Below are 25,519 nucleotides of genomic sequence, written 5' to 3'. Positions count from 1 at the left end.
CCAGACGAAAGCGACATTGCGCGGGCACCAGCGGCATCGCCCTTGGGTAGGGTTTTGCGCGGCTTGCGCGGGGTGTGCGGCGGTGTGGCGGTCACTTCACGCTCGCACGTGCGGGCAGCATTGCCTATAACGCGGGCAGTTGCATCGCATCATTCACAGGGAATCGCCCATGGCTGCCGAACTCTCGCCCATCGACAAGGCCAAGTTTCTGGCCGCCAAGCGCGCCATCGACTTTGTCGAAGACGGGATGAAGCTGGGCCTTGGCACCGGGTCCACCGCTGCGTGGATGGTGCGCTGTCTGGCCGAACGCATCCGCGAAGAGGGGCTGCGGGTGACCGGGGTGCCGACATCCAGCCGGACGGCGCAGCTGGCCACCCAGCTGGGCGTGCCGATCACCACGCTGGATGAAGCGAAATGGCTGGACGTGACCATCGACGGCGCGGATGAGTTTGACGGCAATCTGAATCTGATCAAGGGTGGCGGGGCCGCGCTGTTGCAGGAAAAGATCGTGGCCACCGCGTCGGATCAGATGATCGTCATCGCCGATGCCGCCAAGGACGTGACCCAGCTGGGCGCGTTCCCCCTGCCGATAGAGGTGATCCCGTTCGGCTGGCAGACCACCAAGGCGCTGGTCGAGGAGACGCTGGTTTCGCTCGACGTGCTGAACCGTGATGTGACGCTGCGGATGAACGGGGCGTCCCCGCTGGTGACCGACGAGTCGAATTATATCCTTGATCTGCATCTCAAGCGGATCGGCAATCCGCGCCAGCTGGCGCTGGTGCTGAACCAGATTCCCGGTGTGGTGGAAAACGGGCTGTTCATCGACATCTGCGACATTGTGGTGATCGGCCATGCCGATGGCCGGGTGACGGTGCGCGACATCAACTCGGGCGAGACCGAGGATGAACGGGTGGAATTCGTGCCCACCTCCAACATCTTTGCGGATATGGACTGATGGCGTTTGACGTAGACCTGTTTGTCATCGGCGGCGGCTCGGGTGGGGTACGCGCCGCGCGGATGGCGGCGGCCACCGGGGCTTCGGTGGCATTGGCCGAAGACAGTCGCCTGGGCGGCACCTGCGTTATCCGGGGCTGCGTGCCGAAAAAGCTGATGGTTTTCGCGTCGTCCTTCCGCGACATGCCGGCAGAGGCGCGGGCCTATGGCTGGGATATTGCCGATGGTCCGTTCGACTGGACCATGTTCCGCGGCAAGCTGCATGCGGAACTTGACCGGCTGGAAGGCGTGTATCGCCGCTTGCTGGACGGGTCGGGCGTGCGGGTCTATGACGCGCGGGCGCGGTTGAGCGACGCTCATACCGTGGTGCTGTCCAGCGGCGAGACGGTGACTGCCAAGCATATTCTGGTCGCCACCGGCGGTTGGCCCGAGCGGCCCGATCTGCCCAATGCCCACCTTGGGCTGGTGTCGGATGATGTGTTTTTGCTGGAGAAATTGCCGAAATCCATGCTGATCGTCGGCGGTGGCTTCATCGCCTGCGAGATGGCCTGCATTCTGGCGGGTCTGGGCGTGAAGGTCACGCAATTCTACCGTGGGGCGCAGATCCTGCGCGGCTTTGATGATGAAGCACGCGGCTTGATTGCCGAGTCGATGAAGGCGCAGGGGATCGAGCTGCATCTGGGCACCAATGTGGTGGAAATGGCCGAAGCCTCGGCCATGCCCGATGACGACAGCAATATGGGTGCGGGCGTGGAGTCGGCGGTGGATCTGCTGCCGCAATCGGGCAAGCGCGGTTGCCCGGTCTGGGTCAAGGCCACCAACGGGCTGGAGCAGACGTTTGAGTCTGTGCTGTTTGCCACCGGGCGCCGACCGACCACGGCTGACATGGGACTTGAAGATCTTGGCGTAAGCCTCGGGCGGCGCGGTGAAATTGTCGTGGACGAATACAGCCAGACTGCTGTGCCATCGATCTATGCCATCGGCGATGTGACCAACCGGGTCAACCTGACCCCGGTGGCGATCCGCGAAGGCATGGCCTTTGTCCGCACCGTGTTCGAGGGCGAGCCGACGGCGGTGGATCACGACCTGATCCCCAGCGCCGTGTTCACCCAGCCGGAGCTGGGCACCGTGGGCCTGACCGAAGAGGCCGCGCGTGAGCAGGAGCCGATTGAGGTCTATTGCACCAGTTTCCGCCCGATGCGCTCTGCCTTTGCCGGCAGTGAGGCGCGGGTGCTGATGAAACTGATCGTCAGTCAGGCGACCCGCAAGGTGCTGGGATGTCACATCGTCGCACCTGATGCCGGGGAAATGATCCAGCTGGCGGCGATTGCCGTCAAAATGGGGGCCACCAAAGAGGATTTTGACCGTACAGTGGCCGTTCACCCGACAATGGCCGAAGAACTGGTCACGATGCGGACAGCGACTCGCAGGGCATGACCGGATTCGCTTGATTTTCGCGCCGGAATGACCAGTTAAAAGACATAAACGAAGAAGAAGGGTTTCAGCGAATGGCAAGTGGAGGTCCCTGGGGGGGCGGTGGCGGCTCGGGCGGCGATGATCGTGGCAACAATGGACGTGATGATGAACGCAAGACGCCTGGCCGCAGGCCGGAAAATGCGGGACCGCAAATTCCCGAAATCGATCAGATCGTCAAAAAGGGTCAGGAACAGCTGCGGGTCCTGATGGGCGGGCGTGGCAAGAACGGCGCGAATGGCGGCGGTGGCGGCGGGCGTGGCCCGAACACGCCACGGGTGACCAAACAGGGCGTCGTGCTGGGGGCTTTGGCGCTGGTGGCGGTGTGGTCGTTCATGTCGTTCTACACAGTGCGCCCGGAAGAACGGTCGGTCGAACTGTTCCTGGGTGAGTTTTCCACCATCGGCAGCCCCGGTCTGAACTTCGCGCCCTGGCCACTGGTCACGGCGGAAATCATTCAGGTGACCAACGAACGCACCACCGATATCGGTGTCGGTCGCACCGGCGAAGATGCCAGCCTGATGCTGACCCGCGACCAGAACATCGTCGACATCGGGTTTCAGGTCGTCTGGAACATCAATGATCCGGCAGCTTATCTGTTCAACCTTGCCGATCCGGCAGACACGATGCGGGCGGTGTCGGAATCGGCGATGCGCGATATCATCGCGCGGTCGGAACTGTCGCCCATCCTCAACCGGGACCGGGGCGCGATTGCTGCCGATCTGCGGGCCGCGGTTCAGGGCACGCTGGATACCTATAACGCCGGTCTGAACGTCATCCGGGTCAACTTCGAAAAAGCCGACCCGCCGCGTGAAGTCATCGACGCCTTCCGCGCCGTGCAGGCCGCACAGCAGGAACGTGACCGGCTGGAAAAAGAAGCCGACGCCTATGCCAACCGTGTGACGGCTGGTGCGCGTGGTGAAGCCGCCCGTATCGTCGAAGCCGCCGAAGCCTACCGGGCGCAGGTCGTCAACGACGCCTCGGGTGAGGCGAGCCGCTTCCTGTCGGTCTATGAGGAATATGTCAAAGCGCCGGAAGTCACCCGCAAACGGATGTATCTTGAAACCATGGAACGCGTGCTGGGCAGCATGAACAAGGTTATTCTGGATGGTGTTCAGGGTGGCGAAGGTGGTCAGGGCGTTGTGCCGTTCCTGCCGCTGAATGAACTGGGTCGTCAGACGCCGGTTGCGGCCCCTGCCGCTGCGGCAACGACCGGAGGTAACAACTGATGAAAGCGCAAATCATTCTGCCCATCGTGGCGGTTCTTGGCGCGGTTGCGCTGTCGTCGATCTTTATCGTGGACGAGCGTGAAAAGGCGCTGGTGCTGCAGTTCGGTCAGGTCAAGCAGGTCAAGGAAACCCCCGGTCTGGGCTTCAAGATCCCGCTGATCCAGGAGGTCGTGAAATATGACGGCCGTATTCTGGGCCTGCCGACCCAGCCGATGGAGGTTACTCCGCTGGATGACCGCCGTCTTGTGGTCGATGCCTTCGCCCGCTGGCGGATCACCAATCTGGTCGAGTTCCGCGAAGCGGTTGGTGTGGGCGGCGTCGATGCCGCACAGACCCGGCTGGACCGGATCCTGAACGCGGCCATCCGTGAGGTGCTGGGTTCGGTGCCGTCAAACCGGGTGCTGTCCGAGGACCGGACCGCGCTGATGAACCAGATCCGTGACCGCGCCCGTGCGGAATCGGGGGCTTTGGGCATCGAGGTGATCGACGTGCGGCTGACCCGCACCGACCTGCCCGAACAGAACCTTGCCGCCACTTTCGCCCGGATGCGGGCCGAACGTGAACGCGAGGCGGCAGATGAAATCGCCCGTGGTGGCGAGGCCGCGCAGCGGGTGCGGGCAACCGCAGACCGGACCGTGGTCGAACTGACCTCGGACGCCAGCCGTATGGCCGAAGTGGCCCGCGGTGAGGCTGATGCCGAACGCAACGCGATCTATGCCGAAGCCTTTGGCCGCGATCCCGAGTTCTTTGCCTTCACACGCTCGCTCACGTCATACGAGCGGTCGTTGCAGTCAGGCAATTCGTCGATCGTGATGCAGCCGGACAGCGAGTTCTTCACCTATCTGCGCAGCGATCTGGCCCCGGCTGATCGGGCAGGGGCACCTGCGGCCCCTGCTGGCGGACCAACGGCTGCGACGCCCGCGGCTGCTGCGCCCGAAGCTGCGACGCCAGAGGCTACAACGCCTGCTGCTGCGCCACCGGCTGCGACGCAGCCATAAGGTCCGGCCGATGGGACGCAGGCCATGATATGGGTTCTGCTGGCCATCGGGCTGGTGGCCGTTGCCGAGGGGCTGGTGCTTGCACTGGCCCCTTCGCGTCTGGAACAGGTGCTGGCAATGCTGGCCAGCCTGTCAATGGAAAACCGGCGTCTGGTAGGGCTGGTGTCGGTGGCGTCAGGGGCCACGCTGATCGCGCTGGCGCGCTGGATCGGGTTTTAAAGCGGCTTGTTTCGGGGGTGCATTCAACGGACCGCGACAGGCGTCATGGGCAGACCGTCAGATCCGGCCCTTGCGCGGGCCATGGCCCGATATCAGTCGCGATTACGGCGTCTGACCCAAGCCGCACCTCCATCATCCGTGACCAGTCTGCCGAGGCGACCACCACAGTGTCGCGCGCGTTGCAGCGGCGGGTGCCGCCCGCAATCGCGCTGTCGCCAATGCGGTGATTGGTGAAGCCGGGCGCGCGGGCGAGTTCAGTCAGCCGGTCACCCGTCAGCCGCACGAACACCAACTCGCGGGCCAGATGCGGGCGGTCGACATAGGCAATCTCGATCCGGCCATCGCCGTCAAAATCGCCCCATCCTGCCGGGGCCAGCCAGCGGTTCGGCTGGCCGATATAGGGTGTGGCGGCACGTCTGCCATCGGTGTCATAGATCGCAAGGGCGGCCCCATGGGTCAGCGAGGTTTCGACCACCAAGACCTCTGCCCGGCCATCGCCATCAAAATCACCGACCCGGGCGGTGATGTCCTCGAACACGTGGCTGTCCGGAAGGGTGAAGCGCAACCGCCGGGCATCTGACAGGGTCAGCTCCAGCCCGCCCCATTCCAGCGCATCGCCCAGCACCGCATGGGCATAGCGGTCGGTCGGGGCGATCAGCCGGGCGGCAACAATCTCTTGCGCCATGGCCGGGCCGGTCAGCCCCACCAGCAGCGCAAGGGCCAGACGCATCAGATCTGTTTTTCCGGCATGTGGACAACCAGACCGTCCAGCGCGTCAGACACCTTGATCTGGCAGGTCAGGCGCGACCGGGCCGGGTCGGGCTGATAGGCGAAATCGAGCATGTCTTCTTCCATGCTGTCCTTTTTCGGCAGCCGGTCCACCCAGTCTGGCGAGACATAGACGTGGCAGGTCGAACAGGCGCAGGCCCCGCCGCAATCGGCCTCGATTCCCGGGATGCCGTTGTCACGCGCGCCTTCCATCACGGTCAGGCCATTGGCCACATCCACAATATGTTCCTTGCCGCCGTATTCCACATATTTGATCTTGGCCATCGTCTGTCCCGGTCCCTTTTCGCAAGCTGGTGCCTTTGCTTGGACATAGGCCACAATCAGGCTCTTTGCCAGAGGCGGCGGCGGTGGAAATCCGCGTGACGGCGGGTTGCGGGCCGGGGTTGCCGGGCTGCAACGCCCGTCCGGCCATTGTCCTGCCATTGCTAGGCCCGGGCGATCAGATGTGCTAAGCCATGCGGCGAAAGCCGGATCAACCGGCGCAGGCAGGATATGATACCCCGATGATGCGCTGCGCGCCCCTGGCCCTGTTGGGGGCTGCCCTGTTTCTTGCGGCCTGCCAGCAGGCCGGCACCCCGCAGGCCCCCGGCCGCGCCGATCTGTCCGCGGATCTGGTGCGGCTGACGGTCGCTGGCCCGCCGAAAGGGCCCGAAGGCGTGTGCTGGGCCTCTGACGTCACCCCGATGGTGATCGAGACGGTGACCGAACAGGTGATGGTGTCTGATGCCCGGCGCGACAAGGACGGGCGCGTGGTGGCACCCGCCGTGTTTCATTCGGAAACCCGGCAGAAGATCTTGCAGGACCGTGAACAGGTCTGGTTCCGCAGCCCTTGCCCACAGGAGATGACGGTCGAGTTCATCGCCAGCCTGCAACGGGCGCTGAAGGCGCGGGGGCTTTATGTGCTGCCGCTGACAGGCGAAATGGATGCGCCGACCCGCGCCGCCCTGCGCCGGTTTCAGGCTGAACGCGGGCTGGAAAGTGACCGCCTGTCGCTGGGGGCCGCGCGTGAGCTGGGGCTGGTCACCACGGATCTGGGCCGATGACGGCGCTGGCAATTGCGGCCCGGGCAGAGCTGATCCGGCTGTGGCATGGCGCGCAGGATGCGGCGCATGACCTTGGCCATATCGACCGGGTCTGGGCGAATGCGAAAGCGATCATGGGCGACGAGCCGGGGCTGGATGCGCAGGCGCTGCAGATGGCGGTGATCTTTCACGATGCGGTCAACCTGCCCAAGGATGCGCCTGACCGGGCGATGGCCTCGACCCTGTCGGCCCGCGCGGCGGCTGACTGGCTGGCGGGGCAGGGCTGGGGGGCAGAGCGGATTGCGCTGGTGGTTCACGCCGTTGAGGCGCACAGCTTTTCCGCCGCCATCCCGCCCCGCAGCCCCGAGGCGCGGGTGCTGCAGGACGCCGACCGGCTGGAGGCATTGGGAGCCATCGGTCTGGCCCGGATGTTCGCGGTGACCGGGGCGATGGGCGGGGCTTTGTTCCATGCGGGAGACCCGATGGCGCAGCACCGCCCGCTGGATGACCGGGCCTATGCGCTGGATCATCTGGAGGTCAAGCTGTTCGGGCTGGCACAGACCATGCATACCGCCACAGGCCGCGCCATGGCCGAGGAACGCACCGAATGGATGTTCAGCTTCCGCGCCCGCCTGCTGCGCGAAATCGGCGGGGCTGCGTCGTTCTTCTGAACTTTCCGGATGCCAGGCGGCCCCCCACGCCGACCCTCCCCCCGAGGCGGATGGAGGCGCTTTTTCTGACCGGCAGGCGCGGGTGTGTTCTGTGGACAAGGGGGCGTGCCGCCCCCTTGAACCCCCTGCGAGTATTTGGGTCAAGATGAAGGGGGAGGGTTGACGCTGGATCATCTGGCGCAGCCAGTGCCATATGTCACTGCCCTGAATGCAAAACGCGCGGCAGATGGCCTGCCGCGCGTTTGCCTTTTCAGGTCCTGTCGTTACTCGATGGCAAGCGCCACAAAGCGCGGATCGCCGGCGCGGCGGACCAGCAGCAGGATGGATTTGCGTCCGGCGTCGCGGGCTTCCGAGATGCGGTCCTCAAGATCTTTCAGGCGCACCACTTGTCGCTGACCCGCTTCGGTGATGATGTCGCCGTCGCGCAGGCCCTTGGCATAGGCCTCGGAGGTCTGGTCGACCGCGCCCACGACCAGCCCTTCGGCGTCAGCGGGCAGGTTGAGGGACTGTTTCATTTCATCCGTCAGCGGGGCCAGTGTCATGCCAAGGATTTCGGCTTCGACCGGATCTGCGGGTGCCTGGGCGGCGGCGGGGCGGACTTCGGCGGCTTCGGCCTCTTCCCGGCGGCCAAGGGTGACCTGCAGGGTTTCGGTCTTGCCATCGCGCTGCACGATCACCGGCACCGCTTCGCCGACCGGGCTGTCGGCCACGCGGCGGGTCAGGTCGCGGGTGTCACGGACCGGCTGGCCATCGAACAGGGTGATGACATCCCCGGCGATGATGCCGGAGGCCTTGGCCGGACCATCCGGCACATCGGTGACCAGTGCGCCCGACGCCTCTGCCAGACCCATCGCTTCGGCGACATCGGGGGTCACATCCTGAATGCGTACGCCCAGCCAGCCGCGACGGGTTTCGCCGAATTCCTTCAGCTGATCGACAACCTTGGTGACCACATTCGACGCCATCGAAAAGCCGATGCCGATCGACCCGCCATTTGGCGACAGGATTGCGGTGTTCACGCCGATGACCTGACCATCCATGTTGAACAACGGCCCGCCCGAGTTGCCGCGGTTGATGGCGGCGTCGGTCTGGATGTAATCGTCATAGGTGCCCGACAGCGCCCGGTTGCGGGCCGAAACGATGCCGGCGCTGACCGAAAAGCCCTGACCCAGCGGGTTGCCCATGGCCACGACCCAATCGCCCACCCGGCTCAGGTCCGAATTGCCGAAGGCCACGAAGGGCAGGGGCGTCGCGCTTTCCACCTTGAGCAGCGCGATATCGGTTTTGGGGTCGGTGCCGACCAGTTTGGCCTTGAGCCGTGTGCCCGAGAAAAACTCGATCTCGATCTCATCGGCGTTTTCGATCACGTGGTTGTTGGTGACGATATAGCCGTCTTCGGAAATCACGAAGCCTGACCCCAGCGCCTCTGACCGGCGGGGGGTGTTTTCGCCGCCCCGGCCGTTGCGGTCCATGAAATCGCGGAAGAAATCTTCAAACGGGCTGCCCTCAGGCACCATGGGCGCGCCCGAAGCCGGGGCTGACACCACGGCCGAGGTGGTGATGTTCACCACCGACGGGCTGATCTGCTGCGCCAGATCGGCAAAGCTGTCGGGCGCGCGGGCAAAGGCCCCCTGCGCCTGACCCAAGGCAAGCGCCAGACCAAGGCCGATGGCCATGAGCGTGGCCCGGCCCCGGGCGGCAATGGCCGGGTGACTGGAATAGAATATGGCTTTGGACTGCACTCCCGAACTCCTCATTGTTTGGACGGCAGGCCCAAGGCGCGGTGATACGCGCCGGGTCGCCAGCAGGCTGTAGCTATCATCAAGTAAGCACGCTGAAACGCAATGCAAACCCTGTTACGATCTGTCAAAGCCTTGTGATAGCCCTGTGTGCGGGCGTGTCAGCGATTGCCGCTTTGTGCAAACAGGCCCGCATCTTCGGCCGCGCGGCGCAAGGCGCGGGATTTGTTGACGGTTTCCTGAAACTCGGCTTCCGGGTCGCTGTCATAGACCACGCCGCCCCCGGCCTGCACATACAGCGTCTCGTCTTTCAGGACCGCGGTGCGCAGGGCGATGCAGAAATCCATTTCGCCATTTGCGGCGAAATATCCGACGCCGCCGCCGTAAACGCCGCGCTTTTCCGGCTCCAGCTCGTCAATGATTTCCATCGCGCGGACCTTGGGCGCGCCCGAGACGGTGCCCGCAGGCAGACCGGCCAGCAGCGCCGACAGCGCGTCTTCGCCGTCCTTGATCTGGCCCACCACATTGCTGACGATGTGCATGACATGGCTATAGCGTTCGATGGTGAACTTTTCGGTCGGATGCACGGTGCCGACGCGGCTGACCCGGCCCACATCATTGCGGCCAAGGTCCAGCAGCATCAGGTGTTCGGCCAGCTCTTTCTGGTCGGCCAGCAGGTCCAGTTCCAGCGCCTTGTCCTCTTCCAGCGTCTCGCCGCGTTTGCGGGTGCCGGCGATGGGGCGGATCGTCACCTCGCCATCGCGCAGGCGGACAAGGATTTCGGGGCTGGCCCCGATGACCTGAAAGCCGCCGAAGTTGAAAAAGAACAGAAACGGCGACGGGTTGGTGCGGCGCAAGCTGCGGTAGAGCGCAAAGGGCGGCAATTCAAACCGCTGCGCCCAGCGTTGGCTTGGCACCACCTGAAAGATATCCCCGGCGCGGATGTAATCCTTTGCCTTTTCGACCGCCTGTTTGTAGCCGTCATGCGTGAAGTTCGACACCGGCTCACCCACCGGCGCGGCTTGTCCCAGATCGCGCTGCGCAGGGGGGGCGCGGTCCAGATCGCGCAGGGCGTCCATCACCCGTTCAGCCGCCTGCGCGTAAGCCGCACGCGCCGACAAGCCACCTGCCACCCAGGCGGGCGAGACCAGCGTCACCTCGCCCTTCACGCCGTCGAGCACGGCAATCACCGTGGGGCGCATCAGCACCGCATCGGGCAGGCCGATGGGATCGGGGTTCACATCCGGCAGGTTTTCCACCAGCCGGATCATGTCATAGCCCAGATAGCCGAACAGCCCGGCCGACACGGCGGGCAGGCCGTCGGGCATCTCGATCGCACATTCGGCGATCAGGTCGCGCAGGGTTTTCAGCGGGTGGCCATCCAGCGGGCGGAACGCGGCTGCATCAAACCGCGCTTCGCGGTTGATTTCAGAGAGCTCGCCGTTGCAGCGCCAGATCAGATCGGGCTTCATCCCCACGATGGAATAGCGGCCCCGCACCTCGCCCCCGGTCACCGATTCCAGCATGAAGGTATCGGGCCGCGCCTCGCCCAGTTTCAGCATCAGGCTGACCGGCGTATCCAGATCGGCGGCCAGCCGGGCCCAGACCAGCTGGTTCTTTCCCCGGCTCCAGTTGCGTTCAAACTCTTCAAAACTGGGGGAAAGGATCATCGGTCAGGGCTTTCGGCCAAAGGTATGGGCGGTCAATTGAACTGGGCGTTGACGGCGTTGATGGCGTTCTGGTCAAGGAAGATCCCGGCCTCATCGGTCAGCGCGTTGGAAAACAGTTGCAGCGCATCCTGCGACAGGGCCTGTTCGACCTGTGCCGCAATTGCGGCCTTCAGCGCGGTTGCATCTTCGCTGTCCTGCGGGGCGGGCATCACCTCGTCCAGCCGCACGACGCCGGTGAACCCCGGGCCTTCGATCACCCGCACGTCGCCCGGTGCCATCGCAAAAACCGCTGCCAGCAGTTCCGGCGGTGCGCCTTCGACAAAACCCTCGCGTGAGATGTTGGCGGTGCGCTGCACAATGCCGAAGGCCCCCAGCGACGCGCCGCCCTCAACCTCGGCCTTCACCGCGATGGCGCGGTCGGCCAGAGCCTTCGCGGTGGCATCGGCGGTATAGGCTGCCAGCACATCGTCGCGGGCGGCGTCAAACGGGATCGGGGCCGCTGGCACCAGTTCGACAAATTCCATCGCCACGACACCACCATCGGCCAGCAGGACCGCTTCGGGGAAGTCACCCGCGGCCAAGGCATTCGCCGCGGTGCGGAAGTTGGGATAGGCGGCAATGCCTTCGGGTGCGGTTTCAGCGGCGACATAATCGACCGTATCGATGGTCATGCCCTGTTCCTGCGCCACTTCTTCCAGCGATGATCCACCGGCCAGCATGTCATCAATCGTCTCGACCCGGTCGGCAATATTGCGGCGGGCGGCGTCGGTCTGCATTTCGATGGCAAGATCGCTGCGCGCATCTTCAAAGCTGATTTCCTGCGCCGACAGGATGGCATTCATCCGAAACAGCGCCGGGCCAAGATCGCTGTCAAACGGACCCACCACGCCGGGGGCGTCCAGCGCGAACACACCGTCACCGGCATCCCCCAGCTCGGCCCGCGAGACATCGCCAAGATCGATGTCCTCCAGATCAAGCCCGCGCTCTGCCACCAGCGTCTCAAACGCTTCGCCCGCATCCAGCCGGGCCTTGGCGTCGGTCGCGGCCTCAGCCGACGGGTAGATCAGCCGTTCGACCAGACGCCGTTCGGGCTGCACGAATTCGGCGATGCGTGTGTCATACATCCGGCGCAGGGTGTCTTCATCGACCGGCTCATCGGCGGCGATTTCATCCGGCAGCAGGGCGGCATAGCGGATGCGCTTGGCCTCTGGCGCGGTGAAGGCGGCGATATTGGCGTCGTAAAACGCCTGCAGCGCCGCATCATCGGGTGTGGCAAGCGGGGCTGTCAGATCATCGCCGGTCAGTTGCAGCAGTGAAAAGCCGCGCCGTTCGCTGACCCAGTTGTACAGCGTATCGGTCAGGGGCGCAGGGGCGACAAAGCCGCCCGCAACCGCGCCGGTCAGCAGCTGGCGCGCGACATCGGCGCGCAGCCCGGCCTCAAAGGCGTTTTCCGTCAGGTTGTTGCGGCCCAGCACAAAGCGATAGCTTTCGCGGTCGAACTGGCCGGAGGTGCCCTGAAACGCCGGGGTCTCGGTGATGCGCTGCGCGATCACCGCGTCGCCCACCGACAGGCGGACCCGGTCCGCCTCGTTGTCCAGCGCGGTCTGCGCGACGATGGATTGCAGCACCTGCCGGTCCACCCCAAGGCTTTGCGCCTGCGCAAAGCTGACATTCTGGCCGAACTGGGCGGTCAGCGCCGCCAGTTCCTGTTGCAGGGCGCGGGCATAGGTGTTGGTGTCGATCTCGCGATCACCCACCCGGCCGATGCTGGTCAGACCACCGCCAAAATTGGTGACGCCAAAGCCGCCAAGGCCGACGACCAGCATGGCCATCAGCGCCCAGACCACAATCTGGCTGCCCTTGCCTTTTTTGCGCGGGGTATCTTCGCTGTCTTTGGCCATCATCCGCCCCTTTGGAACCTGCTTTGCGACTGTCTATGCGTTAAGGCATAAGGGAACAAGAGGGGGGCGAAACAAGAGCATGTCAGGCGCGAAAGGCTTTCAGCCGGGCAAACAGCTGCGTGATGCCCGCAGCATCGACATTGGCAAAGGCGATGCGGATCTGCTGCCTGCCCGCCGCAGAGCCTGCAGGCTGGAACATGGTGCCGGGCAGCATCAGGATGGACGCCTCTGACACCAGCCGTTTGCACAGCTGATCCGACGGCAGATCGAACGGATGCGCGACATAGGCGAAATAGGCGCCGCAGCCCAGAAGCTGCCAGCCGTCCAGCTGTGCAAAGCCGTCGATCATCGCGCGGCGGCGGCTCAGGATCTCATCCCGTTCGCCCGCGACCCATTGGCCAAGGTTGCGCATGCCCCACAGCGCTGCAATCTGGCCCAGCTGGCCGGGGCAGATCGCGACGGTGTCGAGGAATTTTTCCACCTCGGCCAGCCGGGATGTGCTGGCCACAACTGCGCCGACGCGGTGGCCGGTCAGCCGGTAGGCTTTGGAAAAGCTGTAAAGGTGGATCAGCGTGTCAGACCAGTCGGGATCGGCGAACAGATCATGCGGCCGGCCGCCCAGTTCCACCGAATGGCGGCTGTCAAAATCGCGGTAGGTTTCATCGACGATCAGCGCAATTCCATGGGTGCGGCACAGATCGCGGAAATCTGTCAGTGTCTGCGCCGGGTATTCCACCCCTCCCGGGTTATTGGGCGAGACCAGCACGATGGCGCGGGTTTTCGGGGTGATCAGCTGGCGCGCAAGATCAGCATCGGGGATCAGCGTCGGCCCGGTGTCCAGCGGCACGGTGTGTACGCCCTGCATGTCGAACCACATTTTATGGTTGAAATACCAAGGGGTTGGCAGGATAACTTCATCCCCCGCACCGGCGAGGGTGGACATGACGGCGGTAAACGCCTGATTGCAGCCTTGCGTGATCGCCACCTCGGCGGCATCAATGCTGCCGCCATAGAGCGCGGACCATTGCCCGGCAATTTCGGCGCGCAGTTCCGGCAGGCCCAGCACCGGACCGTAAAGATGTGCTGCATCATTGGTCAGCGCCGCATCCGCAATCGCTTGGCGCAGGGCAAGGGGCGGCGGCTCGACCGGGGCGGCTTGGCTGACATTGATCAGCGGGCGGTCGGCGGGATGGGTGACACCCTGCAACCAACGCCGCGCCTCCATCACCGGGGGGGCTTCGGTGGCAGCCATGGCGGGGTTGAGCGGGTGGGTCATCGGCGGCGCCTTTTGGCTTGTGGCGGAACCGGGGTATCACACCCCCGGACCCCCGTGGGATATTTAGAAACAGATGATAGGAGGGGTCAGGTGCAAGTTCAGTCCGTCCCGCGGTAGGGCTGCACGTATTGCAGGGCCATGTCCCAGGGGAAGAAGATCCAGGTGTCCTGGCTGACCTCGGTGATATAGGTGTCGACCTGCGGGCGGCCCGAGGGTTTGGCGTAGACGGTCGCGAAATGCGCCTTTGGGTACAGGTTGCGCACCAGTTCCAGCGTCTTGCCGCTGTCGACCAGATCATCGACGATCAGGATGCCGGTGCCATCGCCCATCAACTCGGGTTGCGGCGATTTGATGACCCGCGCCTCGGTCTGGTTCTGATGGCTGTAGGATTTCACGCTGATCGTGTCGACCACGCGGATATCGAGTTCGCGGCTGACGATCATCGCGGGCACGAGGCCACCGCGCGTGATGCCGACCACGGCGCGCCAGCCGCCATTGTCCGGGCCCTTGCCATCCAGCCGCCATGCCAATGCGCGGGCATCGCGGTGGATCTGGTCCCAGCTGACGTGGAAGCCCTTTTCATGCGGCAGGCGGTCATTCATGGCAGGCTCCTTCAGGTGGCGGCGATTTTGGCACCGAGCAGGGCGAGAAGACCGCCAAAGCTGCGGTCCATGGCGGATTTCGCGCCGACATAGGCGCGGCGGGTGGCGGGCAGGGAAAAGACGCGGGCGACGATTGTGTTCCACAGCGTTTCCACCGTGAACAGAAAGCTCAGCAGGCAGACCAGCACCCAGAACGGCGTGCCGGGTGGCACGGTGCCGATGAAGATGGCCGACAGCACGATGGCGGGTTTGGGGTTTGACAGCTGCGTGACCAGCCCCAGACGAAAGGCCGACAGGGCAGAGCGCGGCGGCAGGCCGGTGGTGTCGGGCAGCGGGTCAGCGGCGTGGCGCCACATCTGCACCGCCATCCAGATCAGATAAAGCCCGCCCGCGATCTTGAAGGCCCAGAGCAGCGCCGGGGCGATCTTGAACAGCGCCGCCAGACCCGACAGCGCGAGTGCCGCCCAGATCACCGCGCCAAGGCCGATGCCAAGGGCAAGGAAAAACCCGGTGCGCAGCCCTTCGGTCACGCCGGTGCGCGCCGACATCAGCACAGCCGGGCCGGGGCTGACCGCGCCCATGGTCAGCAAAGCCGCCACCGCAAGAAACGCCGCCAGTGTCATCGCGCCCGCCTTTTCCTACCGCCCGGCCTTAGTCGCCACGCCCCGTCACCACGTCGATATCGGGCGCATCCACCGCCTTCATGCCCACCACATGATAGCCCGCATCGACATGCAGGTTCTCGCCCGTGGTGCCTGAGCCGAGGTCGGAGATCAGATAGAGCGCGGCCTTGCCCACCTCTTCCTGCGTGACATTGCGGCGCAGCGGGCTGTTCAGCTCGTTCCATTTCATGATGTAGCGGAAATCGCCGATGCCGCTGGCGGCCAGTGTCTTGATCGGTCCGGCGCTTATGGCATTGACGCGGATGCCATCCTTGCCAAGGTCTTCGGCGATGTATTTCACCGATGCCTCAAGGGCTGCTTTGCACAGGCCCATCACGTTGTAATGCGGCATGACCTTTTCTGCGCCGTAATAGGTCAGGGTCAGCAGGCTGCCGCCTTTTGTCATGATTTTTGAGGCGCGCTGACAGACGGCGGTGAACGAATATACCGAAATATCCATAGACATCAGGAAGTTGGCGCGGCTGGTTTCAACATAGCGGCCGCGCAATTCGTTCTTGTCGGAAAACCCGATGGCATGGACCACAAAGTCGATCGTGCCCCATTGCTCTTCCAGCCAGGCAAACAGCGCGTCCATGCTGTCCTCGCTGGCGACATCGCATTCATACAGCCGCGGCTCACCCAAGGATGCCGCCAGCGGGCCCACGCGTTTTTTCAGCGCCTCACCCTGATAGGAGAACGCTAGTTCGGCCCCATGCTCGGCGAGGGTCTTGGCGATGCCCCATGCAATGGACTTGTCATTGGCAAGCCCCATGATCAGCCCGCGCTTGCCCGCCATAAGTCCTGTTGACATCTGTTGCCCCTCGCACATTTCTCGCTTTGAGATAGACGTGTAGGCGAAAGGCAAAGCGCGTTCAAGCCAGAGGCTGCGGGCGGCTTTCGCGCAAGGGAAGGACAGATATCATGGACCGGGGCGGAATTTTTGCGGGCGATGACCCGTTTGCCATTGCAAGGGCCTGGATGGCCGAGGCCGAAGCGCGCGAGCCGAACGACCCGAACGCCATTGCCCTGGCCACGGTGGACCCGGACGGGATGCCCAATGTGCGCATGGTCTTGCTGAAAGAGATCGAGGACGACGCCTTTGTGTTCTACACCAATTACCAGTCGAAAAAGGCGGTTGAGATAGAGGCCTCGGGCAAGGCGGCCTTTGTGATGCACTGGAAATCACTGCGTCGGCAGATCCGGGTGCGCGGTGTGACCGAGCGCGAAGAGGGGCCGAAGGCCGACGAATACTACGCCAGCCGCAGCCTGAAATCGCGGCTGGGAGCCTGGGCGAGCCAGCAGTCGCAACCCCTGTCCAGCCGCGAACACCTGATGGCCGAGGTGGCTAAGCTGACGGTGACCAAAGGCACACATCCGCCCCGACCATCCTTTTGGGGAGGTTTCCGTCTGCACCCGGTTGAGATAGAGTTCTGGGCGGATGGGGCTTTCAGGCTTCATGATCGTTTTCGTTGGAGTCGCCAGACGGCGCAGGATCCGTGGGGGATTGTGCGTTTAAATCCTTGACCGCCGTATTTTTCGGCACGAGGATATAGCCAAATCTTCCGGAAATATGCTTGAAACTTGCTCTGGAATAGCGTCAAGACGGCGCTGGGGGTCAATCTGGGGAACGGCTCTGTTATGACTGAGGAAGATACGGTCACGCATATTGTGCATGGCCACGTGAAATGGTTTGACCCTGCAAAAGGGTTCGGGTTCATCGTCTCGAACGAGACGGAAAGCGATATTCTGCTGCATGCCAATGTGTTGCGGAACTATGGCCAGAATTCGGTGTCCGACGGGGCGATGATTACGGTGCGCGTGCAGCAAAGTGCGCGCGGCGCGCAGGCGGTTGAGGTTGTGTCGGTGCAGGCACCGGCGGGGGCTGTTCTGCCCCTTGCCGATGAAGGCAATCTGATGACAGCCGAAGAGATTGCCGTGCTGACGCTTGAACCCGCCCGTGTGAAATGGTTCGACAAGGCCAAGGGATTCGGCTTTGCCAATGTGTTTGGCCGCCAGGATGATGTGTTCATTCACGTCGAAGTGTTGCGCATGTCGGGCTTTGCCGATCTACAAGCAGGCGAAGCGGTTTGCCTGCGGATCATCGACGGCAAGCGCGGACGCATGGCGGTACAGGTGGCATCATGGGAAGCAGCATCGCGCACAGAGCGCTGACCGGGTACCGGCTCCTCGGGGCCGTTGCGGCCCTTGCCCTGACGGTGGGAACCGTCTCGGCCGGGTGTCGCGACGATCAGGTGGAACTGCGCTGGCCGGGCGGTCAGGCGCGGTTTGCTGTCGAGGTTGCCGATACCGATGCCGAACGCAGCCGCGGGCTGATGTTCCGCGAGTCCATGGCACGGTCGGCGGGGATGCTGTTCGTTTATGAAAGCCCCCGCCGCGCCACGTTCTGGATGAAGAACACGCTGATCCCGCTGGACATGATCTTTGCCGATGCCTCGGGCCGGGTGACAAAGGTGCATGCCAATGCCCAGCCGCAGGATCTGACCACGATCGACGGCGGCGACGGGGTCAAACTGGTGCTGGAAATCAACGGGGGGCTGGCCGCGCGGCTGGGAATTTCTCCCGGCGCGGAACTGCGGCACCCGGCAATTGTCGATCCGGCATGGTCTTGTGCACAATAGCCCTTTTCATCCCCGGCGGCATTCGCTAAGACCCCTCTCAGTCGGGGCGTAGCGCAGCCTGGTAGCGCGACGGTTTTGGGTACCGTAGGTCGAGAGTTCGAATCCCTCCGCCCCGACCATTTTCCATCTTGTCAGAATTGTCTTAACCCCGGCCCGATGGGCATGGGCAAAGCGTCAGGCTGGTCGCTGGTCTTTTCGCTGCGCACTGCCATGCCCTGACGCCAAAGGCGTGGGCAGACCTCTGGCGGGTGTGAGAAAAGCTGCCGCGCGGGGCCTTGGTTTTACCGCGCAGGCGAGTCGGTGGCTTCTGTTTCGCGCGCGAAACGCAGCACCGGGTGCCCGGGGCCTTGCCAAGCGCGCCGGGGCCGCGATGATGCGGCACTGCGGACGCAAAGGAAGACCCGATGACAGCTGAACAGATTCTGGCCGATCTGGTGGCGATCCCAGACCTGCCCGGCCAGTCCAATGCCCGGATGGCCGCTTGTGTGCAGGGCCATCTGGCGCGGCACGGGGTGGAGTGCACGGTGATTGCGGGGCCAGAGGGCGACCGGGTGAACCTGTTCGCCACCATCGGCCCGCGCGATGTGCCGGGCTATATCCTGTCAGGCCATATGGATGTGGTGCCGGTGGAGGGGCAGGTCTGGACCTCCGATCCGTTCCGGCTGCGGGCCGAGGGGGACCGGCTGTTTGGCCGGGGGACCAGCGACATGAAGGGGTTTCTCGCCTGCATGATCGCCATGGTGCCCGCCTTTCAGGCGATGCCCTTGCAGCGCCCGGTCCATCTGGCGTTTTCCTATGACGAGGAAATCGGCTGCCGGGGCGTGGGTCACCTGATCGCTAGGCTGCCGGACCTGTGCGCGCCGCCGCTGGGCTGCATCGTGGGTGAGCCGACCGATATGCGCCCGGTGCTGTCGCACAAGGGCAAACAGGCGGTGGAGCTGGTGATAGAGGGCCGCGCCGCGCATTCGGCGCAGCCCGATCTGGGGCTGAACGCGCTTTATCCGGCGGCGGAGCTGATGCTGTTCATCCGCGATCTGGCGGCGCGGCTGGCCGAGGACGGCCCGTTTGATGCGCGCTTTTCGCCGCCCGGTTCCACGCTTGTCGCCGGGGTGGTGCAGGGCGGGTCGGCGGTCAACATCATCCCCGACCGCTGCCGGGTGCAGATGGAGGTGCGTTCGGTCCCCGGCACCTCGCCGCAGGCGATCACGGCCCAGGTGCTGGAGCGACTGGCAGACCTGGTGGCAGAGGGCAAGGCGCTGCGGGGGACGCATAGCGAGCTGAGCAGCTACCCCGCCCTGCCACCACCGGAAGACCCGGCGCTGGCGGACCTGCTGCAACACCTGAGCGGTCAGCCGGTGCTGCCATCGGTCAGCTATGGCACCGAGGCCGGGTTGTTCCATGCCGCAGGTGTGCCGTCGATCATCTGCGGTCCGGGGTCGATCCTGCGCGCCCACCGGCCCGACGAATTCATCACCCGCGCGGAACTGGCGGCCTGCTGCCAGATGCTGCAGCGGCTGGGGGAGGAGCTTTGCTAGGTGGTGCCAGTGGTCCGGCCCCTTGCCACGCGCCATAATTTGCAGGACTCTCGCCCGATGGACCAAGACCCCCAAAGCCCCCGCCTGCGCATCCGTATCGTCTTTGGCGAGGCCGAGATGATGGGGCCGGGCAAGGCTGACCTGCTGGAGGGGATTGACCGGACCGGGTCCATCGCGGCGGCGGGGCGCGAGATGGGGATGAGTTACAAACGCGCGTGGGAGCTGATCGGCACGCTGAACGCCATGTTTCACACGCCTGTCGTCAGCAGCACACGCGGCGGGCCGGGCGGTGGCGGCGCGGTGCTGACCAATACCGGGCGGCAGGTCCTGCAGCTCTATCGCGGGTTCGAGGCAGACTCGGCCAAGGCGGGGGCCGCGCAGCTGGCGGCGTTCACGGCGCTGCTGCGCGATATTCCCGACGGAAAATAACGCTTGTGTCACAGCGCTGCTTCCTGCGATATGTTTTCCAGACCATATCAGAAACCCAAAGCAGGATGGCCCCATGACCCGCGCCCGGACATCGCTGCTTGCCTGTGCGGTCAGCCTGTCCCTTGCCGCCCCGGTGAAGGCGGAGGAGGTGGTGGTCTTCGCCGCCGCCGCGCTGAAGACCGCGCTGGATGCGGTGGCGGCGGATTTTGAGGCCGCAACCGGCCATAGGGTGACCATCAGCTACGCCGGATCAAATGCGCTGGCCCGCCAGATCATTGCCGGTGCGCCTGCCGATATCTTCCTGTCCTCCGCCGAAAACTGGATGGACGCGGTGGAACAGGCCGGGCTGCTGGTGCCACAGTCGCGGCGCGACCTGTTCGGCACTGAAATGGTGCTGATTGGCGGGCCCGATGCCGCCCCGGTTGAGATCATGCCCGGCTTTGATCTGGCCGGACTGCTGGGCGATGACAAACTGGCGATGGGAATGGTCGATGCGGTGCCTGCCGGGCAATATGGCAAGGCGGCGCTGCAAAGCCTTGGCGTCTGGGACGCGATAGCCCCATCGGTGGCGCAAGCCGACAATGTGCGCGCGGCCCTTGCCTTTGTGGCGGCGGGCGAGGCCCCTTATGGCATCGTCTACGCCACCGATGCGGGGGCGGACCCGCGTGTCAGGATCGTCGGCATCTTTCCCGCGGACAGCCATCCGCCCATTGTGTTCCCCGGTGCCCTGCTGACCACGGCTGCAGACGCGGCGGACCGGGCGTTTTTCGATGCGCTCAGCACGGACGCGGGCAAAAGCAGATTTGCCGACCAAGGCTTCAAGATCCTGAACTGAAGGCGCGCGCATGGCTGACTGGCTTTCCCCCGACGAATGGCGCGCAGTTGCGCTGTCGTTGAAAGTGTCGTTCTGGGCGGTGCTGCTCAGCCTGCCGCTGGGCATCCTGACCGCGCATGCGCTTGCAAGGTGGGAGTTTCCGGGCAAGCAGGTGCTGAACGGGCTGGTGCATCTGCCGCTGATCCTGCCGCCGGTGGTGACGGGGTATCTGTTGCTGATCACCTTCGGGCGGCGCGGGCCGGTGGGGCAATTTCTGGAGGAATGGTTCGGCATTGTCTTTGCCTTCCGCTGGACCGGGGCGGCGCTGGCGGCGGCGGTGATGGCCTTTCCGCTGATGGTGCGCGCCATCAGGCTGGCCATTGAGGCGGTGGACCCAAAGCTGGAACAGGCGGCGGGCACGCTGGGGGCCTCGCGCCCTTGGGTGTTCCTGACCGTTACGCTGCCGCTGATCCTGCCCGGCATCATCGCCGGGGTCATTCTGGCCTTTGCCAAGGCGATGGGGGAGTTCGGGGCGACGATTACATTCGTGTCCAACATCCCCGGCCAGACCCAGACCCTGCCCACCGCGATCTACAGCCTGCTGCAGGTGCCCGGCGGCGATGCACAGGCGGCGCGGCTGGTCTGGGTGGCGATTGCCATCGCCATGGCGGCGCTGCTCCTGTCGGAATGGGTCAGCCGCGCGGTGGCCCGCAAGATTGCGGGGGCGTGATGCTGCGGGTGGCGCTGACGCATCGGATCGGGGATTTCAGCCTGGACGTGGCCTTTGACGCGCCCCCCGGTGTGACGGTGCTGTTTGGCCGGTCGGGGTCGGGAAAGACCACGATTGTCAACGCAGTGGCCGGGCTGCTGCGGCCCGGATCGGGCCTTGTGTCGGTGGACGGCTGGCACCTGTTGGATACGGGCAAGGGCGTGAACCTGCCGCCGCACCGCCGCCGTCTGGGCTATATCTTTCAGGAAGGGCGCTTGTTCCCGCATCTGACCGTGCGGCAGAACCTGTCCTATGGGGCATGGTTCGCGCCCAAATCTGCCCACCGCGAAGATATGGGCCGCGTGGTCGACATGCTGGGCATCGGCCGCTTGCTGCACCGCCGCCCCGCTGGCTTGTCGGGGGGCGAGCGGCAGCGGGTGGCGATTGGCCGCGCGCTGCTGGCCGCACCACGGCTGATCCTGGCGGATGAGCCGCTGTCGGCGCTGGATGAAGCGCGCAAGGCGGAAATCCTGCCGTATTTCGAGCGGTTGCGCGATGAGGTTAAGGTGCCGATCCTCTACGTCAGCCATTCCCCCGCCGAAGTGGCACGGGTGGCAACGACGGTGGTGGCCCTTGATGCGGGACGGGTGACCGGCATTGGCCCTGCGTCTGATGTGCTGGGCGATCCGGCGCTGATGCCCATTGGCGTGCGCGGGGCCGGTGCGGTGATCGGCGCAAGGCTGGTACGCCACCACCCGGACGGGTTGAGCGAGCTGGACGCGGGCGGCATCCCGTTGTTCCTGCCGCATATCAGTGCCGCGCCCGGCAGCCCGGTGCGGCTGCGCATTGCGGCGCATGATGTGATCCTGTCGCGCGCGGCCCCTGTCGGCCTGTCGGCGCTGAACATCCTGCCCGGCTCCATCGAGTCGTTGCATCAGGGCGACGGCCCCGGTGTCATGGTGCGCCTGATCACGCCCGCCGGTGCCGTGCTGGCCCGGATCACCCGCCGCTCGGCGGATATGATGGGGCTTGCGCCCGGGATGCGCGCCCATGCCGTCATCAAATCCGTCGCCCCCGCGCCCGAGGATGTGACCACCCCGACCGGCATTGCCGGTTAGTCCCGGCTGTCCCGGTTTGCCTCGGCGGGCCTTGCCCGGCACGGCGCGGTGGCACTTGCGTTGACTTGGCAGTGCAATTATGCGTGTTTTCCCACAGATCCGGCGTTTTCCTATGCGTTTGGATAGGAGATCAGCCGGAACTGATCCGCTATCCCAAGATCTGTGCAAGGGGAGAAGCGCAATGATGACTCGGGGTCGCTGGACGGGATGGGGACGGGCAACTGTTCTGGCAGGCTGTGTCACCGGGGTGTTTGCCGGAACGGCCATGGCCGAGTCTGCGCCGGGATCGCTGCCCGCGCCCAGCGGTGCGGTTATCCTGACTGTGCATGGCGATATTGCGCGGACCAATGGCAATGCCGAAGCCGCGCTGGACAAGGCCATGATCGAAGCAATCGGCGTGGTGACGATGCACACCGGCACGATCTGGACCGATGGCACCAGCGAGTTTCAGGGCGTGGAACTGGCGCGCCTGCTGGCGCATCTTGGTGCCGATGGACGTACCCTGCGGTTGACGGCGCTGAACGATTATGCCGTCGAAATCCCCGTATCCGAGGCGGTGGATGGCGGTCCGATGCTGGCGTTCCGCATGGATGGAAAAGACCTGTCGCCGCGCGACAAGGGGCCGTTGTGGATGATCTACCCCTATGATGTGAATAGCGCCTACAAGAATGAGGTCAGCTATTCCCGGTCGATCTGGCAACTGACCCGGATCGAGGTTCTGGACTGACGGGTTGCGTTTGCCCGCCCATACCCCATATCGGCAGGAACGCAGCTGCGCTGCCTGCGATAAGGATATCAGCACCGATGACCGACCAGACACCGCATTCTGCCCTGCGCCACAGCGGGTTCCGCTTTGACAATTCCTGGGCGCGAGATCTGCCCGGCACCTGTGTCGCGCAAGACCCCGATGCCGCGCCTGCGCCGCAGATCCTTGTCCTGAACCGGGCGCTTGCGGCAGATCTGGGGCTGGCAGCGGATGTGCTGGCGCAAAACCCCGGCTGGTTTGCCGGGGGCAGCCTGCCGGATGGGGCCGCCCCGGTGGCGCTGGCCTATGCCGGGCACCAGTTCGGCGGGTTCTCGCCGCAGCTTGGCGACGGCCGGGCGCATCTGTTGGGCGAACACATCGCGCCCGACGGGCAGCGCTGGGATATCCAGCTCAAAGGCTCTGGCCGCACCCCGTTTTCGCGCGGCGGCGATGGCAAGGCAGCACTTGGCCCGATGCTGCGCGAATATGTGATATCCGAGGCGATGGCGGCGCTGGGCGTGCCCACCACCCGCAGTCTTGCCGTGGCACTGACCGGCGAAGATGTCCGGCGCGAGGCGGGGCGTCTGCCGGGGGCCGTGGTGGCCCGTGTGGCCGCCAGCCACCTGCGCGTCGGCACGCTGCAGTTCTGGGCGGCACGGGGCGATCATGACACGCTGGCGCGGGTGGTCGATTATGCCATCGCGCGGCATGATCCTGACCTTGTGGGGCAGGAGGGCAGGGTGCTCGCGTTCTTTGACCGGGTGATCGCGCGGCAGGCCCGGCTGGTGGCGGCGTGGATGGGGCTTGGCTTTGTGCATGGGGTGCTGAACACCGACAACGTGGCGCTGTCGGGCGAGACCATCGACTACGGCCCCTGCGCCTTCATGGAAGACTATGCTCCGGGCACGGTGTTTTCGTCCATCGATCATCAGGGGCGCTATGCCTATGCCAACCAGCCGCATATTCTGGCCTGGAACATGGCCAAGCTGGCCGAAAGCCTGTTGCCGCTGATGGGTGACGCCGATGCGGCGGTTCAGGTGCTCAATGACCGGCTGTCGGGCATCGCTGCATTTTATCAGGCCGAATGGCTGGCGGTGATGCGCGACAAACTGGCGCTGGACGGCGCACAGGATGGCGACGCCGATCTGGCCACCGGGTTTCTGGCGGCGATAGAGGGGCAGGGGGTGGACTGGACGCTTGCCTTCCGCCGTCTGGCCGATGCCGCGGCAGACGACATCACCCCGCTGCGCGCGCTGTTCACTGATCCGGCAAAGCTGGATCTGTGGTTGCCGCTGTGGCGCGCCCGGCTGCGTGCCGGGGCCGCTGACCACCTGCGCGCCACCAACCCGCTGGTGATCCCGCGCAACCATCTGGTGGAAGCGGCGTTGCAGGCCGCCGAAGCAGGCGACCTGGCCCCCTTCACCGCGCTTCTGGCGCAAGTGACAGACCCCTACGCCGACCGCCCGGGACGCGAGGCCTACGCCCTGCCAGCCCCCAGCGGCTTTGGCGACTACGTCACCTTCTGCGGCACCTGAGCGCTAGTCCGGCGCGGGGTCCGAGTTCATCAGCCGCTCGGCCTTCTTGCGCACCAGAACCGTGCGCAGATCGTGCATCGCCAGCAGCAGCGTGTCGGTCACCGCGTCCAGTTGCGCATCATCGGCCTTTGACTGTGCCCATTGCGTCACCAGATTGAGGTGATCGACCGCGCGGTGAATGTCATCGACATCGCGCGCTGCCAGAACCGCGCTGCGCTGCGCAATCCAATTGGTGATCACGGCGGTTTCCTCAGGCGTCAGCTTGCGGTCGCCATGCGGCTTGATATTGCCATTGCGCACATTGGCGATGGCAATCTCTTCCATCTCGATCCGGCGCTGGCGGTTTTCGGTATCCACCCTGAACACCGCAGCACCGTTTTCCCGGATGCGGAAGTAATACTCCGGCAGATCACCTGACATCATGCGTCCCTATTGTCGAGAACCCGCAGCAACGACCCGTCCGGATCGATCAGAGCGAACATGCGCGGCGCGTCGGGCAATTTGCACAGGCCGGTCATCCGGGGTATGGCAGTACGGTCGGACGGCAGCCCCAGCTTTGACCAGTCATTATGCAATTGATCCGGGTCATCCACCCGGACACAGGCTGAAAAGCAGCTTGACCCCGGATCCATATCCGGGTGTGGGAAGAACTCCACCTCCAGATCACCGCGCGACAGGATCATCCAGCCGTCGTTGCGGAAGTCGACTGCAAAGCCAAGCTGAGCATAGAACGCGGCCGTCGCATCAAAATCCCGGCTGGGCAGATTTGCAGTGATCCGGTCGGCCATGA

The 25,519-nt window shown here is 64.7% G+C and carries 28 protein-coding genes and 1 tRNA gene; 18 read left to right on the top strand and 11 right to left on the bottom strand.

Translation table 11 applies throughout. From position 1 onward, the window contains the following. Window positions 1–169: 169 nt before the first annotated feature. The 5 genes from rpiA to Q7J44_RS05160 all read left to right on the top strand — a co-directional run bounded on the left by rpiA (window position 170) and on the right by Q7J44_RS05160 (window position 4,873). Entirely contained in the window at window positions 170–955 is a 786-nt protein-coding gene (gene rpiA, locus Q7J44_RS05180; RefSeq protein ID WP_304877688.1) for a ribose-5-phosphate isomerase RpiA, read from the top strand. Then, window positions 955–2,391: an FAD-dependent oxidoreductase gene (locus Q7J44_RS05175; RefSeq protein ID WP_304877686.1), complete on the top strand. Its 1,437-nt coding sequence runs from the start codon at window positions 955–957 to the stop codon at window positions 2,389–2,391. The genes rpiA and Q7J44_RS05175 overlap by 1 nt, the downstream gene beginning before the upstream one ends. 71 nt (window positions 2,392–2,462) lie before the next feature. After that, window positions 2,463–3,656: an FtsH protease activity modulator HflK gene (hflK, locus tag Q7J44_RS05170; protein ID WP_304877684.1), complete on the top strand. Its 1,194-nt coding sequence runs from the start codon at window positions 2,463–2,465 to the stop codon at window positions 3,654–3,656. Beyond that, window positions 3,656–4,654 (top strand): protease modulator HflC, encoded by a 999-nt coding sequence (gene hflC / locus Q7J44_RS05165; RefSeq protein WP_370692955.1) that lies wholly within the window; start codon window positions 3,656–3,658, stop codon window positions 4,652–4,654. The genes hflK and hflC overlap by 1 nt, the downstream gene beginning before the upstream one ends. 24 nt (window positions 4,655–4,678) lie before the next feature. After that, on the top strand, window positions 4,679–4,873 hold the full coding sequence (locus tag Q7J44_RS05160) for a DUF2065 domain-containing protein (protein WP_304877682.1): 195 nt from the start codon (window positions 4,679–4,681) through the stop codon (window positions 4,871–4,873). 43 nt (window positions 4,874–4,916) lie between these two features. Here the strand turns inward: Q7J44_RS05160 and Q7J44_RS05155 are convergent, their stop codons facing one another. Both Q7J44_RS05155 and Q7J44_RS05150 read right to left on the bottom strand, forming a co-directional pair. Then, a complete protein-coding gene (locus Q7J44_RS05155) occupies window positions 4,917–5,603 on the bottom strand; it encodes a VCBS repeat-containing protein (RefSeq protein WP_304877680.1) in 687 nt (228 codons plus the stop codon). Continuing rightward, a complete protein-coding gene (locus Q7J44_RS05150; RefSeq protein ID WP_304877678.1) occupies window positions 5,603–5,926 on the bottom strand; it encodes a 2Fe-2S iron-sulfur cluster-binding protein in 324 nt (107 codons plus the stop codon). The genes Q7J44_RS05155 and Q7J44_RS05150 overlap by 1 nt, the downstream gene beginning before the upstream one ends. Window positions 5,927–6,168: 242 nt before the next feature. On the opposite strand from Q7J44_RS05150, the gene Q7J44_RS05145 reads away from it, so the two are divergent. Both Q7J44_RS05145 and Q7J44_RS05140 read left to right on the top strand, forming a co-directional pair. Further along, window positions 6,169–6,705 (top strand): peptidoglycan-binding protein, encoded by a 537-nt coding sequence (locus Q7J44_RS05145; protein WP_304877676.1) that lies wholly within the window; start codon window positions 6,169–6,171, stop codon window positions 6,703–6,705. Then, window positions 6,702–7,355: an HD domain-containing protein gene (locus Q7J44_RS05140; protein WP_304877674.1), complete on the top strand. Its 654-nt coding sequence runs from the start codon at window positions 6,702–6,704 to the stop codon at window positions 7,353–7,355. Before Q7J44_RS05145 ends, Q7J44_RS05140 begins: the two co-directional genes overlap by 4 nt. Before the next feature lie 263 nt (window positions 7,356–7,618). Here Q7J44_RS05140 and Q7J44_RS05135 read toward each other — a convergent pair whose 3' ends face one another. The 7 genes from Q7J44_RS05135 to fabI form a co-directional block, all read right to left on the bottom strand. Beyond that, window positions 7,619–9,097 (bottom strand): DegQ family serine endoprotease, encoded by a 1,479-nt coding sequence (locus Q7J44_RS05135; protein WP_370692954.1) that lies wholly within the window; start codon window positions 9,095–9,097, stop codon window positions 7,619–7,621. A 158-nt stretch (window positions 9,098–9,255) separates the two neighbouring features. Beyond that, window positions 9,256–10,764, bottom strand: coding sequence for an anthranilate synthase component I (gene trpE / locus Q7J44_RS05130; protein WP_304877673.1), 1,509 nt, complete (start codon window positions 10,762–10,764; stop codon window positions 9,256–9,258). 32 nt (window positions 10,765–10,796) lie between these two features. Then, window positions 10,797–12,665, bottom strand: coding sequence for a peptidylprolyl isomerase (locus tag Q7J44_RS05125; RefSeq protein ID WP_304877671.1), 1,869 nt, complete (start codon window positions 12,663–12,665; stop codon window positions 10,797–10,799). 82 nt (window positions 12,666–12,747) lie between these two features. Continuing rightward, window positions 12,748–13,941, bottom strand: a complete 1,194-nt coding sequence (locus Q7J44_RS05120) for an aminotransferase (protein ID WP_304877669.1) — start codon at window positions 13,939–13,941, stop codon at window positions 12,748–12,750. Window positions 13,942–14,039: 98 nt separating this feature from the next. Continuing rightward, window positions 14,040–14,543, bottom strand: coding sequence for a xanthine phosphoribosyltransferase (gene gpt, locus Q7J44_RS05115; protein ID WP_304877667.1), 504 nt, complete (start codon window positions 14,541–14,543; stop codon window positions 14,040–14,042). Window positions 14,544–14,554: 11 nt separating this feature from the next. Beyond that, a complete protein-coding gene (locus Q7J44_RS05110; protein WP_304877665.1) occupies window positions 14,555–15,166 on the bottom strand; it encodes a LysE family translocator in 612 nt (203 codons plus the stop codon). A gap of 28 nt (window positions 15,167–15,194) precedes the next feature. After that, a complete protein-coding gene (gene fabI, locus Q7J44_RS05105; RefSeq protein WP_304877663.1) occupies window positions 15,195–16,016 on the bottom strand; it encodes an enoyl-ACP reductase FabI in 822 nt (273 codons plus the stop codon). Between the two features lie 110 nt (window positions 16,017–16,126). Here fabI and pdxH point away from each other — a divergent pair, with 110 nt between their 5' ends. The 11 genes from pdxH (at window position 16,127) to Q7J44_RS05050 (ending at window position 24,729) form a co-directional block, all read left to right on the top strand. Further along, window positions 16,127–16,729 carry a pyridoxamine 5'-phosphate oxidase gene (gene pdxH / locus Q7J44_RS05100; protein WP_304877661.1) on the top strand — a complete coding sequence of 201 codons (603 nt, stop codon included), beginning with the start codon at window positions 16,127–16,129 and terminating at the stop codon, window positions 16,727–16,729. 114 nt (window positions 16,730–16,843) lie between these two features. Continuing rightward, a complete protein-coding gene (locus Q7J44_RS05095) occupies window positions 16,844–17,377 on the top strand; it encodes a cold-shock protein (RefSeq protein ID WP_304877659.1) in 534 nt (177 codons plus the stop codon). Next, window positions 17,347–17,844 (top strand): DUF192 domain-containing protein, encoded by a 498-nt coding sequence (locus tag Q7J44_RS05090; protein WP_304877657.1) that lies wholly within the window; start codon window positions 17,347–17,349, stop codon window positions 17,842–17,844. The genes Q7J44_RS05095 and Q7J44_RS05090 overlap by 31 nt, the downstream gene beginning before the upstream one ends. 42 nt (window positions 17,845–17,886) lie before the next feature. After that, window positions 17,887–17,963, top strand: a tRNA-Pro gene (locus tag Q7J44_RS05085). 285 nt (window positions 17,964–18,248) lie between these two features. After that, window positions 18,249–19,379: an acetylornithine deacetylase gene (gene argE / locus Q7J44_RS05080; RefSeq protein WP_304877655.1), complete on the top strand. Its 1,131-nt coding sequence runs from the start codon at window positions 18,249–18,251 to the stop codon at window positions 19,377–19,379. Between the two features lie 57 nt (window positions 19,380–19,436). After that, entirely contained in the window at window positions 19,437–19,808 is a 372-nt protein-coding gene (locus Q7J44_RS05075; RefSeq protein WP_304877653.1) for a winged helix-turn-helix domain-containing protein, read from the top strand. Window positions 19,809–19,881: 73 nt separating this feature from the next. After that, entirely contained in the window at window positions 19,882–20,643 is a 762-nt protein-coding gene (modA, locus tag Q7J44_RS05070) for a molybdate ABC transporter substrate-binding protein (protein WP_304877650.1), read from the top strand. 10 nt (window positions 20,644–20,653) lie between these two features. Then, window positions 20,654–21,352, top strand: coding sequence for a molybdate ABC transporter permease subunit (modB, locus tag Q7J44_RS05065; protein ID WP_304877648.1), 699 nt, complete (start codon window positions 20,654–20,656; stop codon window positions 21,350–21,352). Then, the gene (gene modC, locus Q7J44_RS05060; RefSeq protein ID WP_304877646.1) at window positions 21,352–22,449 is read left to right on the top strand and encodes a molybdenum ABC transporter ATP-binding protein; all 1,098 of its coding nucleotides are present in this window, start codon (window positions 21,352–21,354) and stop codon (window positions 22,447–22,449) included. The genes modB and modC overlap by 1 nt, the downstream gene beginning before the upstream one ends. A 181-nt stretch (window positions 22,450–22,630) precedes the next feature. After that, window positions 22,631–23,176, top strand: a complete 546-nt coding sequence (locus tag Q7J44_RS05055; RefSeq protein WP_304877644.1) for a molybdopterin-dependent oxidoreductase — start codon at window positions 22,631–22,633, stop codon at window positions 23,174–23,176. Between the two features lie 77 nt (window positions 23,177–23,253). Further along, the gene (locus Q7J44_RS05050) at window positions 23,254–24,729 is read left to right on the top strand and encodes a YdiU family protein (protein ID WP_304877642.1); all 1,476 of its coding nucleotides are present in this window, start codon (window positions 23,254–23,256) and stop codon (window positions 24,727–24,729) included. A 3-nt stretch (window positions 24,730–24,732) separates the two neighbouring features. Here the strand turns inward: Q7J44_RS05050 and Q7J44_RS05045 are convergent, their stop codons facing one another. Both Q7J44_RS05045 and Q7J44_RS05040 read right to left on the bottom strand, forming a co-directional pair. Beyond that, a complete protein-coding gene (locus tag Q7J44_RS05045; RefSeq protein WP_304877640.1) occupies window positions 24,733–25,149 on the bottom strand; it encodes a hypothetical protein in 417 nt (138 codons plus the stop codon). Continuing rightward, entirely contained in the window at window positions 25,149–25,517 is a 369-nt protein-coding gene (locus Q7J44_RS05040) for a bleomycin resistance protein (protein WP_304877637.1), read from the bottom strand. The genes Q7J44_RS05045 and Q7J44_RS05040 overlap by 1 nt, the downstream gene beginning before the upstream one ends. Between the last annotated feature and the right edge of the window lie 2 nt (window positions 25,518–25,519).

Origin of the sequence: Pseudotabrizicola sp. (assembly GCF_030656345.1) — a bacterium.
Lineage (GTDB): Bacteria > Pseudomonadota > Alphaproteobacteria > Rhodobacterales > Rhodobacteraceae > Pseudotabrizicola.
Note: the sequence above shows the minus strand (reverse complement) of the source record. Positions and strands in the feature narration are given on the sequence as shown.